General features: G+C 43.0%; 13 protein-coding genes. 10 read left to right on the plus strand and 3 right to left on the minus strand.

The features are described from left to right. Positions 1-68: 68 nt before the first annotated feature. Positions 69-1,484 carry an aminotransferase-like domain-containing protein gene (locus FAZ15_RS03430; protein ID WP_136899887.1) on the minus strand — a complete coding sequence of 472 codons (1,416 nt, stop codon included), beginning with the start codon at positions 1,482-1,484 and terminating at the stop codon, positions 69-71. Positions 1,485-1,576: 92 nt separating this feature from the next. Between FAZ15_RS03430 and FAZ15_RS03435 the strand changes: the two genes are divergently transcribed. Continuing rightward, a complete protein-coding gene (locus FAZ15_RS03435) occupies positions 1,577-2,467 on the plus strand; it encodes a DMT family transporter (RefSeq protein WP_136899888.1) in 891 nt (296 codons plus the stop codon). Between the two features lie 9 nt (positions 2,468-2,476). Here the strand turns inward: FAZ15_RS03435 and FAZ15_RS03440 are convergent, their stop codons facing one another. Beyond that, the gene (locus FAZ15_RS03440; protein ID WP_136899889.1) at positions 2,477-2,902 is read right to left on the minus strand and encodes a DoxX family protein; all 426 of its coding nucleotides are present in this window, start codon (positions 2,900-2,902) and stop codon (positions 2,477-2,479) included. A gap of 144 nt (positions 2,903-3,046) precedes the next feature. On the opposite strand from FAZ15_RS03440, the gene mgrA reads away from it, so the two are divergent. The 6 genes from mgrA (at position 3,047) to FAZ15_RS03470 (ending at position 8,157) form a co-directional block, all read left to right on the plus strand. Then, a complete protein-coding gene (gene mgrA / locus FAZ15_RS03445; protein WP_136899890.1) occupies positions 3,047-4,078 on the plus strand; it encodes an L-glyceraldehyde 3-phosphate reductase in 1,032 nt (343 codons plus the stop codon). Between the two features lie 82 nt (positions 4,079-4,160). After that, positions 4,161-4,718 carry a YeeE/YedE family protein gene (locus FAZ15_RS03450; protein WP_136899891.1) on the plus strand — a complete coding sequence of 186 codons (558 nt, stop codon included), beginning with the start codon at positions 4,161-4,163 and terminating at the stop codon, positions 4,716-4,718. Between the two features lie 5 nt (positions 4,719-4,723). Then, the gene (locus FAZ15_RS03455) at positions 4,724-5,137 is read left to right on the plus strand and encodes a YeeE/YedE family protein (RefSeq protein WP_136899892.1); all 414 of its coding nucleotides are present in this window, start codon (positions 4,724-4,726) and stop codon (positions 5,135-5,137) included. A gap of 12 nt (positions 5,138-5,149) precedes the next feature. Next, entirely contained in the window at positions 5,150-5,782 is a 633-nt protein-coding gene (locus FAZ15_RS03460) for a Crp/Fnr family transcriptional regulator (RefSeq protein ID WP_136899893.1), read from the plus strand. 97 nt (positions 5,783-5,879) lie between these two features. Beyond that, positions 5,880-6,683, plus strand: coding sequence for a sulfite exporter TauE/SafE family protein (locus tag FAZ15_RS03465; protein ID WP_136899894.1), 804 nt, complete (start codon positions 5,880-5,882; stop codon positions 6,681-6,683). A 91-nt stretch (positions 6,684-6,774) separates the two neighbouring features. Further along, positions 6,775-8,157 carry an MBL fold metallo-hydrolase gene (locus tag FAZ15_RS03470; protein WP_136899895.1) on the plus strand — a complete coding sequence of 461 codons (1,383 nt, stop codon included), beginning with the start codon at positions 6,775-6,777 and terminating at the stop codon, positions 8,155-8,157. Between the two features lie 7 nt (positions 8,158-8,164). Here the strand turns inward: FAZ15_RS03470 and FAZ15_RS03475 are convergent, their stop codons facing one another. Beyond that, on the minus strand, positions 8,165-9,391 hold the full coding sequence (locus tag FAZ15_RS03475; RefSeq protein ID WP_162304863.1) for a cation:proton antiporter: 1,227 nt from the start codon (positions 9,389-9,391) through the stop codon (positions 8,165-8,167). Positions 9,392-9,661: 270 nt separating this feature from the next. Between FAZ15_RS03475 and FAZ15_RS03480 the strand changes: the two genes are divergently transcribed. The 3 genes from FAZ15_RS03480 to FAZ15_RS03490 are packed head-to-tail and all read left to right on the plus strand — an operon-like array spanning position 9,662 to position 12,670. Next, on the plus strand, positions 9,662-10,330 hold the full coding sequence (locus FAZ15_RS03480) for a MarR family winged helix-turn-helix transcriptional regulator (protein ID WP_136899897.1): 669 nt from the start codon (positions 9,662-9,664) through the stop codon (positions 10,328-10,330). Positions 10,331-10,345: 15 nt separating this feature from the next. Continuing rightward, positions 10,346-11,830 carry a phytoene desaturase family protein gene (locus tag FAZ15_RS03485; RefSeq protein WP_136899898.1) on the plus strand — a complete coding sequence of 495 codons (1,485 nt, stop codon included), beginning with the start codon at positions 10,346-10,348 and terminating at the stop codon, positions 11,828-11,830. Positions 11,831-11,833: 3 nt separating this feature from the next. Then, complete coding sequence (locus FAZ15_RS03490) at positions 11,834-12,670, plus strand: phytoene/squalene synthase family protein (protein ID WP_136899899.1); 837 nt, start codon at positions 11,834-11,836, stop codon at positions 12,668-12,670. Positions 12,671-12,675 lie beyond the last annotated feature (5 nt).

A 12,675-nucleotide genomic window follows, 5' to 3' on the forward strand; every position in this document is an offset into this window, starting at 1 on the left:
TTGGCAAAAATCAATTGAATGCATTCCTAAACTCACTCGAAAATTAGATATATATTTTATATTCACATTTACCCCAGCATTTTTGCCAGCGTTCCAAGCTGTTTTAGTTTTAATCCCAGATCCTCTGTCCAGGGTAGGCCAATACAAAGGCGCATGCAATGCTGAAATTGATTTTGTAGGGTAAACATCCTGCCGGGGGCGATACTTATTTGTTTTTTTAAAGCATAATTGTACAACTCTGCCGTGTCAATGTGTTTCGGAAACTCAACCCATAATGCAAGCCCGCCCTGCGGCCGGCTTATTTTAGTGCCTTCAGGAAAATACAACGATATGGCAAGCGCATAGCGTTGATAATTTTCCTGAAGTGTTTTCCGAAAATGACGGAGGTGATTGTCGTATCTACCGCTCATCAGGAAATTTCCAACAGCTTCGTGGATAATGGAGGTAGATGATATCGCGTGGATCAGTTTTAATTTTAATATTTGTTCTTTGTATTTGCCGGGGGCGATCCAACCCACACGGTAACCCGGCGCAAGTGTTTTTGATACCGAACCGCACCACAGAACATTTCCATCTGTATCAAAAGATTTACAGCATTTTGGACGCTCAGGATCAAAATGGATATCCCCATAGGTATCATCTTCAATGAGTGGAATATCATACTCGGCTAAAAGGGATACGATTTCTTTTTTATTCTTATCTGGCATACAATACCCTAATGGTGTATTGAAGTTGGGTACTAAAAGACAGACGTTTATTTTAGGGAGCAATTTTTTGAGTGCATCAATGTCTATCCCGCTCACGGGGTGTGTTGCAACTTCAAGTACATGCAGCCCCATACTGACCGCGAGCTGCAAAATACCGGGATAACAGGGGCTCTCCAATGCGATGGTATCGCCGGGCTTGGTTACGGCGATAAGGCATAGCGCCAACGCATTCATACAGCCATTCGTCGTGATTACATCGTCTTCTTTTAACCATCCTTCCCAGGCCAACGAACGAACAGCCACCATTCTTCGCAGCTTTATATTCCCTTGTAAGGGTTCGTATTCCGTACCGCCTTCTTTTAACGATCTCGTAGCTAGCACAATTTCTTTTTTCAGCTTTGCCAATGGTAAAATATTACCCGAGGGCACACCGATAGAAAATAACGTTAAGTCATGACGGCCCATCGTGGAATAAACACCATTGATCAAATCATTCGGCTCCTTGTTGTTGGTTATAGGTAGGGGCTTACTGGCTTCGGGCAGCGGAAGTTTTAGATAACTTAACGGGCTGACAAAATACCCCGACTGGGGTTTGGACTGTGCGAGCGATTGCGCTTCCAGCTCAAGAAATACCCGCTTGGCTGTATTTACACTTATTCCGTGTTCTTTGCTCAACATGCGTACCGACGGCAGACGTTCGCCCTCTTTCAACACACCTGTTTTGATTTTGTTGGCAATATTACCAGCTATCTCATGGTATATAAAGTTTTTCTTCACTCTACAAATTTAACTGTGTCTATTCAAATAACAAAAACTGTGACTGTGTTTGTTCTTTTCATTTGCCGAATTTTACACCAAAATAGTAGCTAATGACAGAAATAAGTATAAACAAAGTAAAAGAGGATACTACGCAAGGTTGGCTAAACGGCATTATGGGGGTGGTGCTATTTAGTGGTTCGCTACCTGCGACACGGGTTGCCGTTTTGGAACTAGACCCCATATTCCTGACTGCCGCGCGGGCGTCAATCGCGGGGATACTGGCCCTGATAGCGGTATTGGTTTTTAAGGAAAAACGCCCTGCCCCAAAACAGCTTTTACCACTAGCTATCGTTGCGCTTGGTGTGGTAGTAGGCTTTCCACTATTAAGTGCCCTGGCGTTACAATATGTTACTTCGGCACATTCTATTGTCTTTTTGGGCATGCTACCTGTTGCAACGGCAGTCTTTGGCGTCGTTCGCGGAGGTGAACGCCCACGGCCTGTCTTTTGGCTTTTCTCTGTTATTGGCAGCTTGTTGGTAATGGGTTATGCTGTTGCACAGGGCTTTGCGGCTTCACCTATCGGCGACATATTAATGCTTGCGGCAATCGTTTTTTGCGGACTGGGTTATGCGGAAGGGGCTAAACTTACCCGAACATTGGGCGGTTGGCAGGTGATCTCCTGGGCACTGATCCTTTCCCTGCCGGTAATGTTGCCGCTTACATTGATCTATATGCCGCCATCCTTTGAAGATATCAGCACAGGGGCTTGGCTTGGCCTGGGATATGTTTCGCTGTTCAGTATGTTTATTGCCTTTATTTTTTGGTACCGGGGCCTGGCGCAGGGAGGTATCGCAACGGTAGGTCAATTACAGCTGTTACAGCCATTTTTGGGTTTGGCGGTTGCGAGTTCACTGCTCCACGAGAAAGTGAGCTTTGGCATGTTGGCTGTCACAGTTGCCGTAATCGGTTGTGTGGCATGTACAAAGAAGTTTGCGAAGTAATAACCGCAGTCATATTGACTCAGGGTTAAAACCTCGAGTCGATATTGCTCCCATACTCCATAATGCCCATACAATCAAGACGGGCTGAAAAAAAAGCCTCCCCAAGCGGGCTTGGTCTGTATCTAACCCAAAAGCATCAACCTGATTGATGTATTGAGCCCAGTTCCCAGGGAATACAGCCACAAAAAATAAGGCAAGCAACCACGGCACCCACTTCTTTTTATGACCTAGAATGATAACTGCAAAACCGAACGCAAGCTCGATTACTCCCGATAAAATAACCACCAGATCCTTTTCTAAAGGTACCCAATTCGGCACTTGCGCCTGAAACTCGAACCGCGAAAATGATAAATGTGCAGCGCCAGCGAATACCATAAATGATCCGAGGAGAATACGCGCCGCGTGTTGAATCTTACTGGTTTTTCGTGTAGTCATGATGATTCTTTTCTGTTATAAATAAAACGGATGATCTTAAACATTGTTTGTGCGGTTGGTATTATGTTTTTTTGTAGATTAGCTTTGCTGTTCTTTTAGTAGTTAAAAGAACCCGCGATAAGACACATTTTTTTGAAATAATATATGAATTACACTCCTAATCCAGACAGATACCAGAATATGTTGTACAACAGATGCGGCAAGAGCGGCTTAATGCTTCCTGCGGTATCACTCGGCCTATGGCATAATTTTGGGGATGATAAACCCCATCGCATAAAACAGGATATTTGCCAAACGGCGTTTGACCTTGGTATTACCCATTTTGACCTAGCCAATAATTACGGGCCGCCTCCCGGAAGTGCGGAAGTAGCCTTTGGTAGAATATTAAAGGAAGACTTTGCAGGTCTGCGGGACGAATTGCTTATTTCTACCAAAGCAGGTTATGAAATGTGGCCTGGCCCTTACGGCGAATGGGGAAGCAAAAAATATCTCATTGCGAGCTGTGAACAGAGCTTAAAACGAATGGGACTCGATTATGTAGACATATTTTACTCGCATCGTTTTGATCCGAATACGCCTTTGGAGGAAACGATGCAGGCCTTGGATCAATTGGTTCGATCGGGTAAAGCGTTATATGTAGGCTTATCATCCTATAATAGTAAACGCACGAGAGAAGCTGTCGCTATATTAAGATCGTTGGGCACTCCCTGTCTAATCCATCAACCCAGCTATTCCCTGCTGAACCGATGGGTAGAGGAGGATGGGTTGATCGATACTTTGGACGATCTGGGAGTCGGCTCCATCGTTTTTTCGCCGCTTGCTCAGGGTATGCTCACCACAAAATACCTCAAGGATATTCCAGAAGATAGCCGCGCAAGCCAACACAAATCGTTAAATCCAAATTTCCTGAGCCCACAGAATTTGGAAAGGATAAAAGCGTTGAACGAAATAGCGGAAAACCGGGGACAGACCTTGGCGCAGATGGCTATCGCATGGGTGCTTAAACAGGGGAGGATCACTTCTGCATTAATAGGTGCCAGCAGACCGGAGCAGGTGATCGACTGCGTCGGAGCAATTAAAAACCTCGACTTTACAGCTGATGAGTTAGCAAAAATAGACCAGTATGCCCAAGATGGCGCACTGAATATTTGGGCTAAATCGGCAGAGTTGGGCTAATTTTTTTTGTGTAACATATGTAACAGTATATAGCTGTCGAGATGTTGATATTTGTATGCTGAACAATAAAAAAAATTTAACTATGCAGTGGATTTTAGAACCCTGGCCCTGGTATATAAGTGGCCCTTTGATAGCCTTGACGATGTTTATGCTACTATATGTTGGCAAAAGCTTTGGAATGTCTTCCAACCTGAGAACCTTGTGTACCCTATGCGGAGCGGATAAAACAAGTGATTTTTTTAAATTCGATTGGAAGAGCCAACGTTGGAATTTGCTGGTGATGACCGGAGCCGTTATAGGTGGCTTCGTGGCTTCAAATTATTTGTCTGATGACCAGGTGCCTAACCTCAATCCCACGACCGTTGCGCAACTTCAGGCTACCGGCTTTGAAAGTGCAGGCAGTGCTTATGCACCGGCAGAGTTGTTTGCAGAAGAAGCTTTATCCGATCCGAAAACTTTAGCCATCCTATTGATAGGAGGTATGCTCGTGGGTTTCGGAGCTCGATATGCGGGTGGTTGTACCTCTGGGCACTCGATATCTGGAATCAGTAACTTGCAGCTGCCCTCCCTGATTGCGACGATGGGCTTCTTCATTGGTGGACTACTGATGATACATCTTATTTTTCCATTAATTTTTTAGATCAGATGAAAAGTATTATTTATTTAATTATCGGAACGTTTTTTGGAATCGTAATGTATAAGTCCGAAGCGGCATCCTGGTTCCGGATATACGAAATGTTCAATTTCCAATCCATCCATATGTATGGTTTGATGGGCTCTGCCCTGGTAGTGGGTATCATAGGCGTTCAATATATCAAACGTAATAAAATAAAGGATGTACATGCCAATCCAATTATTATAACCGATAAAGAAAAGAGCTTTCCGCGCTACCTTATCGGCGGAATATTTTTCGGATTGGGCTGGGCATTGGCAGGTGCTTGCCCGGGCCCTATGTTTGTGCTTGCAGGTGCAGGCTATTTTCCTATTTTAGTTGTAATTTTAGGTGCTGTATTAGGTACATGGGTTTACGGGTTATTAAAAGATAGGTTACCACATTAACACACTATAAAAATGGATGAGTTAATTATCAATACATACGGAGGCATCTTTGAACAGGCACTGATTGAAGAAATCGTATCGGTGGGCAAACTGGTCGAATTTAAAGAAGGTGATGTCTTGATTGATATCGGGAAATACATCAAAACAATGCCGCTACTGATTCGAGGAGCTATTAAAATAATGCGCGAAGATTTTGATAACGGGGAGCTCCTCTTGTACTTTATTGAAAAAGGGGACACCTGCTCGATGACCCTTAGTTGCTGTATGGGTGACAAGAAAAGTGAAATTCGTGCGGTAGCCGAAAATGACGGATTGGTGGTCATGATACCCGTCGGTAAAATGGAAGAATGGATGGGTAGATATAAAAGCTGGCGTGCATTTGTATTTCAGAGCTATGACAGTCGCTTTAAAGAGCTGCTATCGGCGATAGACAACATCGCATTTATGCATATGGATCAGCGTCTTTATAATTACCTTTACGAAAAGAGTAAGATAAACAACACCAAGGTTATAACCACCACCCACCAGGAAATTGCCTACGAATTGAACAGTTCAAGAGTCGTTATTTCGCGGTTACTTAAAGCTTTTGAACATGAAGGTAAGATTAAGCTGAACCGTAACAATATTGAATTGCTACGTTCTTAAAAAAAGACTATAAATGTTGATCTTCTGTAACAAATGTTACTGCCTGTGCTAGTGTGACATGCTACTTTTGTTTCATAACAATTTAAATCATGGAAATATGGCAGCGGAAGTTACCGGATACATTTTAGCAGTTTTTGTCGGCATCTCGTTAGGACTGGTCGGTAGCGGCGGCTCCATTCTTACTGTTCCTATTTTGGTATACGTAATGGCTGTAGAACCTGTACTGGCAACGGCTTATTCGCTCTTTGTGGTAGGAACAACCTCTCTGGTGGGCGGTGTACAAAATGCGCTACACAAAAAAGTTGATTTCAAGACCGTCCTGATTTTTGGAATTCCGTCTATCCTAGCGGTATATATGACCAGAGCGTACTTGATGCCTCTGATTCCGGATGTTTTATTTACGACAGAAGCTTTCCAATTTACGAAATCCATCGCTTTGATGGTGTTATTTGCCCTAGTGATGATTTTTGCATCTATCTCCATGATTCGACCTTGTAAGAGCTGTACCGAATCGGAAGATACGAAGATCAAATACAACTATCCGATGATCTTATTGGAAGGCACGCTAGTAGGGACACTTACAGGATTGGTCGGCGCCGGCGGAGGGTTTTTGATAATTCCAGCATTGGTGCTTCTGGCAAAAATGCCAATGAAATTGGCGGTCGGAACCTCCTTATTGATCATCGCAGCTAAATCGCTTTTAGGTTTTTTAGGCGACTTACAAGGTGATGAAGCGGTTGATTGGACCTTGTTATCTGTATTCACTGGTTTATCTGTTGTCGGAATCTTTATAGGAATCTTCCTCACTAAAAAAATTAAAGGAAACAAACTCAAAGCCGCTTTTGGCTGGTTTGTGCTGCTCATGGGAATCTATATCCTGATAAAAGAATTATTTCTATAAATAAATGGAAGTGTAACCCATGTTACCGTACAAGTAATTCGCAGATGGTAAATTTGTAGTATAAAATTAGTAATATTAAAAAAATAAAAATATGTTTTTTCAACATGTATATGATAGAAGTTTAGCTCAGGCGAGTTACTTTGTTGGTTGTCAGGCAAAAGGCGAAGCCATCGTGATCGATGCGCAAAGGGATATGGACGTATATCTGGAAATTGCAAGACAGAACAATATGAAGATAACACATATTGCCGAAACCCACATCCATGCCGATTTCCTCTGTGGTTCGCGGGAGCTGGCGGCGGTAACTGGTGCTCAACTGTATCTTTCTGATGAAGGTGGCGAAGACTGGCAATATCAGTTTCCGCACGTTGGGCTAAAACACGGTGATAAGATTAATGTTGGAAACCTGACTTTAGAGGTTCTCCATACGCCCGGACATACGCCCGAGAGTATCAGCTTTTTGTTGACAGACCATCCTGCAACGGATAAGCCCGTTATGGTTTTTACAGGAGATTTTGTTTTTGTTGGCGATATTGGTCGCCCGGATCTGCTTGAAAAGGCGGCAGGGCTGATCGGTACGCAGGAAAATGGAGCGAAACAGATGTACCAATCCGTCAAACGTTTTGCCGAATTGCCTGATTATGTGCAGATGTGGCCGGGACACGGTGCGGGTTCGGCCTGCGGCAAAACACTGGGAGCGGTTCCAAGTTCAACTGTTGGATATGAGAAAATTCGTAACTGGGCTTTTCAATATGAAAATGATAAAGACGGATTTATCCAATATCTGTTGGACGGACAACCGGAACCACCGAAGTACTTTGCAATGATGAAACATCTCAATAAGGTAAACCGCCCATTGCTAGTAGAAGTGCCCAAACATCCAAAATTGACAAAAGCACAATTTCTAACAGCTTATGAAAACGGACTTAAAGTTATCGACACCCGTAATAAAAAAGATTTTGCCGACGGATTTATCCCCAATAGTATTAATATACAGGGCAACAACTCGTTTTCTACCTGGGCGGGATGGCTATTGAATTATCAGGAGCAATTTATATTGATCGCTGAGGATAGTGAGATCGAGGAGCTAACACGAAAGCTGATGCGTATCGGACTGGACAATATATACGGATATATTTCAAACGTAGAAGAGCAGGGATTGAAATTGGAAACTGCAGAGGTTATCGATATGGAGGAGTTCAAATCCTATATCGGTAATCGGGATGTACAGATCGTGGATGTAAGGGGACTTTCGGAATATGAGGCCTACCATGTTGACGGTGCTGACCATGTATTTGTCGGTACTCTGCCCGATAACCTGGACAAATTTAGTAAAGACAAACAAATCGTAATCCATTGCCAAAGTGGAGACAGGGCAACTATTGCACAATCGTTGTTAGCGAAGTACGGCTTTAAAGATGTCAAAAACTATTCGGCAGGAATGAAAGAGTGGATGGCCTGTGGTAGTTTGTAATATATGGCTATTTCTGGATTTTTCCTTCTGCAACTTGCTCTTGTAAACGATTCATGATAGGAGTCGCAGTTAATCCATGCATAACGATCGAAAATAACACAGTGATACCCACTATTGCCCACAATTCGTCTTGATGTACGAACTCGGCCTCATCAAGCGCAAAGGCAAGGTAGAATGCAGAACCCATACCTCTTATTCCAAAGAAGCTGATGGTGAGGCGCTCCTTCCAGTGCATTTTTGACCCCATAAGGGAGAGGTAAGCTAAAGCAGGTCGTACTACTAAGAGAAATAAAAGTGAAAATAGCACAATCCGTAGCGTTAGTGGCGCTAGTATACCAGTGACAAGCGTGCCTCCAAAAAAGATTAATAGGATACCGAGCAACGCACGCTCTGTCTGGTCGGTAAAGGAATGGAGTTGTTGATGGTAATCGTGGCCTTTTTCGGCATGTCGTAGCGTGAGCGCCGCTACGAATACAGCAATAAAGCCGTAGCCATGCATTAGTTCTGTGAATCCATAGGTACATAATGTGAGTGATATGGCCAAAAAACCATCCCCGTGTTTAATTAAATTATACTTCTTTGAAACGGTAAATACCAGGTAACCGACTAGCTTACCGCAAAGCCACCCCAGCAACAAGCCTGCAGCAATCTTATATATAAGATGATAACCAAACCAATGCATCAGCCGCAACTCCTCACCACCCGCGGCCAAAGCTATCGTGATTGCTAGCCACGTGAATGGAAACGCCATCCCGTCATTTATGCCTGCTTCCGCCGTTAAGGCAAACTTCGATCTGGATTTGATCTTCTCGTCTGGCGGTCCAATCTGAACGTCTGCTGCCAAGACCGGATCGGTAGGCGCAAGAACTGCTGCAAGAAGGAATGCCGATGGTAAAGCGAGGCCCAACATGTAGTATCCAAGTATACCACAAACAATCATACATAACAACATCGCAATCCCAACCAGCTTTATCGGATTTGACCACTTTCTAAAGGAAAAAGCATGATCTATTTTGATCCCGGTTCCCATAAGAGAGATGATGACGATAAGTTCGGTCAAGTGAACCGCTAACGCTGGATTGTCTTTTGGGAGAGGTGAGGGGAGCAGAGTGGGCCACGTCCAATAGATGAGTACACCCGCAGCAACATAAATTAATGAATAAGATACGCCCGTCTTTTTTGTTATGGCCGGCATAAAGGCCATTCCTAAGCTGGCAAGGCCTACAAGAAGCATGATAAGAAAATATATATCCATTCGTGTCGATTCGTTTCATAGTACAACATCGTATGTGCCCTAAATGTTCTTGTTAAAAGTGCACGTATCAATCTCATTGTTCGTAACCCGATAGAAGTCTTAACCTGTAAACCTATGTGTAGATAATTGGAGAACAGTTGCACAAATATGCATACTTGATTATCCGGCGACAGAAATATTTGTATATTTTTATACTAATTTAAACAAAAATAGTTTATTATTGTACTAATATATAGACGGATTGAAGATATGAATTATAAACTAGTAAAAAATATAATCGACTTGGTACAACAGTTCGAAATTGAAACAAATAAAATACAAGGTAGAGATCTGGAAAAAGAGGATTTCATAGCATGGATCGTAAAAAGTAACACAGTGCTATCCGTCCAAGAACCGCAGTGGGAGGGCAAGGAACAGGGCAGGAGTGCAGAGAGTGTGATCAGTACACTGTTGGTTCAACTTAATCGTTATGCTAAATTATACTCTAAATCGGCGATAGCAGATTCTGATTTCTCCACGCAGGAGGAATTTATTTATTTGATTAATTTACGTGCTTTTGGAGGAATGACCAAAATGCAACTCATCCAACGTAACGTTCACGAGAAACCGTACGGTATCCAGATTATTAATCGGCTATTAGCCCAGGGTTGGATAGAACAGGTAGACTCATTAGTGGACAAACGGAGCAAAATCATTTTTATTACGGAAGCGGGTAACCTGACTTTAGAAAGTCAAATGGCAAAAATAAGGCAGGCGACCAGCGTGGTGTCGGGCAACTTGAGTACCTCGGAGAAAATGGAGCTCATACAGCTGCTTAATAAGCTGGTTAATTTTCATCAAACTATTTACGAACAAAATTTGGATACGACCGAATTACTGGAAGTAGCATATCATAATCATTTGATGAACAGCAATTAATAAAATAATTTTTAGATGAAAATAGCGATTATAGGTTCGGGGTTCTCAGGTATTTCTGCCGCTGCTTACGCAGCTAAAGACGGGCATGAGGTTCATGTGTACGAAAAGAACATCACTTTTGGCGGAAGGGCAAGGCAGTTTACGACCGATAATGGGTACACCTTCGATATGGGGCCAAGCTGGTATTGGATGCCCGACATAATCGAAAATTTTTTTCGGGATTTTGGAAAATCAGCGATTGATTTTTACGACTTGGTATCGCTTAATCCGCAATTCGAAATGGTATTTGCAGACGAGGTAATTGCACTCCCAGCCGACTATGCTGAGATGAGAACCTTATTTGAGCATATCGAAACAGGCGCTGCAGATCGGCTAGACGACTTCATGATCGATGCCAAATATAAGTATGAGGTGGGAATGATGGATTTTGTGAACAAGCCCTGCCACTCCTGGTTTGAATTCGTGTCGTTAAAAATAGCTAAAAGTGCACTAAAGATGGATCTGCTAAGCGATTTCAGCAAGTTCGTCCGTAAATATTTTACCCATCCGAAGTTGATAACCTTAATGGAGTTTCCGGTTATATTCTTAGGCGCAATGCCGGATAATATTCCAGCGCTATACAGTTTGATGAATTATGGTGGCTATAAATTGGGTACCTGGTATCCAATGGGAGGTTTCGTAAAAATCATTGAAGCTATGATGTCCGTGGCGAAAGAGCTGGGTGTGCAGTTTCATGCTAATGCGCCGGTACAGCAAATCGTGGTGGAAGATAGGTATGCTAGAGGGCTGCGGATTGACGGCGCACTTGTCATCGCGGATGCTATCATCGCTTCAGCAGATTATCACCATAGTGAACAATTGTTGGAGCAGAAATACCGAAATTACGACGAATTGTATTGGGAAAGCCGCACTTTTGCGCCCTCGTGTCTGATCTACTACCTAGGCTTTGATCGTACGATTCCAGACCTTACACACCATACACTATTCTTTGAACACGACCTGTACCAACAGGCTAAAGAAATCTACGAGGAAAAAAAATGGCCTTCAAATCCGCTGTTCTATGCTTGCTGTCCGTCGAAAACGGATCCGGGGGTAGCACCCGAAGGGCATGAGAATCTATTTTTGCTGATGCCGATCGCGACAGGTCTAGACGATAGAGAGGAGACGCGTGAGCGCTATTTTAGACAAATGATCTCCCGTCTGGAAAAGCACACGCAAACCACCGGTCTGCTAGAGCGGGTAACGTACAAAAGAAGTTTTTGTATAGCCGACTTTGTAGCCGACTATCATGCGTTTAAGGGCAACGCTTACGGTCTTGCCAATACCTTACGGCAAACGGCCGTGTTTAAGCCTTCTGTTCGCAACCGCAAGGTGAGAAATCTATTTTACACGGGGCAACTTACTGTTCCTGGTCCTGGTGTGCCTCCAGCTATTATATCGGGAAGGATCGTAGCACAGGAGGTCTGTGCGTTATCAACATCTATACATGTAAATTATTAAATTATGAAGCATTTATTCGATGAGTTATCTTTTAGGGTGAGTAAAGAGACAACAAAAAAGTACAGTACAAGCTTCTCGCTAGGTATCTTGGCGTTGAATGAAGAAATTCGCCCGGCTATTTATGCGATCTATGGCTATGTGCGACTGGCGGACGAAATTGTGGATAGTTTTCATGATTACGATAAAGAGCAGTTAATGAAACGCTTTAGACTGCAGACAAAAGAGGCTTTAGAGGAGCGAATTTCGCTGAATCCTATCTTGAATACGTTTCAGCATGTTGTGCATGAATACCAGATCGATCATGAACTGATCGATACGTTTCTAAGAAGTATGGAAATGGACCTTCAAACAATTGATTATAATTCGGAATTATATGATACCTATATCCTGGGCTCTGCGGAGGTTGTAGGACTGATGTGCCTACAGGTGTTTGTAAAAGGGGATAAATCGGAGTACGAACGACTAAAGCCCTATGCCATGCGCCTGGGATCTGCTTTTCAGAAAGTAAATTTTTTACGTGACCTTAAAGATGATTTCCATATCCTGGGACGCACCTATTTCCCGAATGTGGATCTAAATGCCTTTACCTGCGAGGTAAAAACCACTATAGAGGCCGAGATAAAAAGCGAATTTGACGTGGCACTAACAGGTATTAAGATGTTGCCAACCTCGTCTAAATACGGTGTTTACCTCGCTTACAGGTACTATATATCTTTATTTAATAAGATTAAGTGTACATCGGCGGAAAAGATTATCAATCAGCGTATACGTATTAACAATGGAAAAAAGCTCTCTTTGATGATGAGTTGTTACTTTCAATATAAATTGGCCATGCTTTAATGACA

The sequence above is a fragment of the Sphingobacterium olei genome, from assembly GCF_005048855.1.
Lineage (GTDB): Bacteria > Bacteroidota > Bacteroidia > Sphingobacteriales > Sphingobacteriaceae > Sphingobacterium > Sphingobacterium olei.

What these genes read in the sequence shown, in the direction of transcription:
- FAZ15_RS03455 (WP_136899892.1), top strand. Translation starts at nt 4,724, where the DNA reads ATGAAAAGTATTATTTATTTAATTATCGGAACGTTTTTTGGAATCGTA.
- FAZ15_RS03440 (WP_136899889.1), bottom strand. Translation starts at nt 2,902, where the DNA reads ATGACTACACGAAAAACCAGTAAGATTCAACACGCGGCGCGTATTCTC.
- FAZ15_RS03490 (WP_136899899.1), top strand. Translation starts at nt 11,834, where the DNA reads ATGAAGCATTTATTCGATGAGTTATCTTTTAGGGTGAGTAAAGAGACA.
- FAZ15_RS03465 (WP_136899894.1), top strand. Translation starts at nt 5,880, where the DNA reads ATGGCAGCGGAAGTTACCGGATACATTTTAGCAGTTTTTGTCGGCATC.
- FAZ15_RS03470 (WP_136899895.1), top strand. Translation starts at nt 6,775, where the DNA reads ATGTTTTTTCAACATGTATATGATAGAAGTTTAGCTCAGGCGAGTTAC.
- FAZ15_RS03480 (WP_136899897.1), top strand. Translation starts at nt 9,662, where the DNA reads ATGAATTATAAACTAGTAAAAAATATAATCGACTTGGTACAACAGTTC.
- FAZ15_RS03460 (WP_136899893.1), top strand. Translation starts at nt 5,150, where the DNA reads ATGGATGAGTTAATTATCAATACATACGGAGGCATCTTTGAACAGGCA.
- mgrA (WP_136899890.1), top strand. Translation starts at nt 3,047, where the DNA reads ATGAATTACACTCCTAATCCAGACAGATACCAGAATATGTTGTACAAC.
- FAZ15_RS03485 (WP_136899898.1), top strand. Translation starts at nt 10,346, where the DNA reads ATGAAAATAGCGATTATAGGTTCGGGGTTCTCAGGTATTTCTGCCGCT.
- FAZ15_RS03475 (WP_162304863.1), bottom strand. Translation starts at nt 9,391, where the DNA reads ATGCTTCTTGTAGGCCTTGCCAGCTTAGGAATGGCCTTTATGCCGGCC.
- FAZ15_RS03435 (WP_136899888.1), top strand. Translation starts at nt 1,577, where the DNA reads ATGACAGAAATAAGTATAAACAAAGTAAAAGAGGATACTACGCAAGGT.
- FAZ15_RS03450 (WP_136899891.1), top strand. Translation starts at nt 4,161, where the DNA reads ATGCAGTGGATTTTAGAACCCTGGCCCTGGTATATAAGTGGCCCTTTG.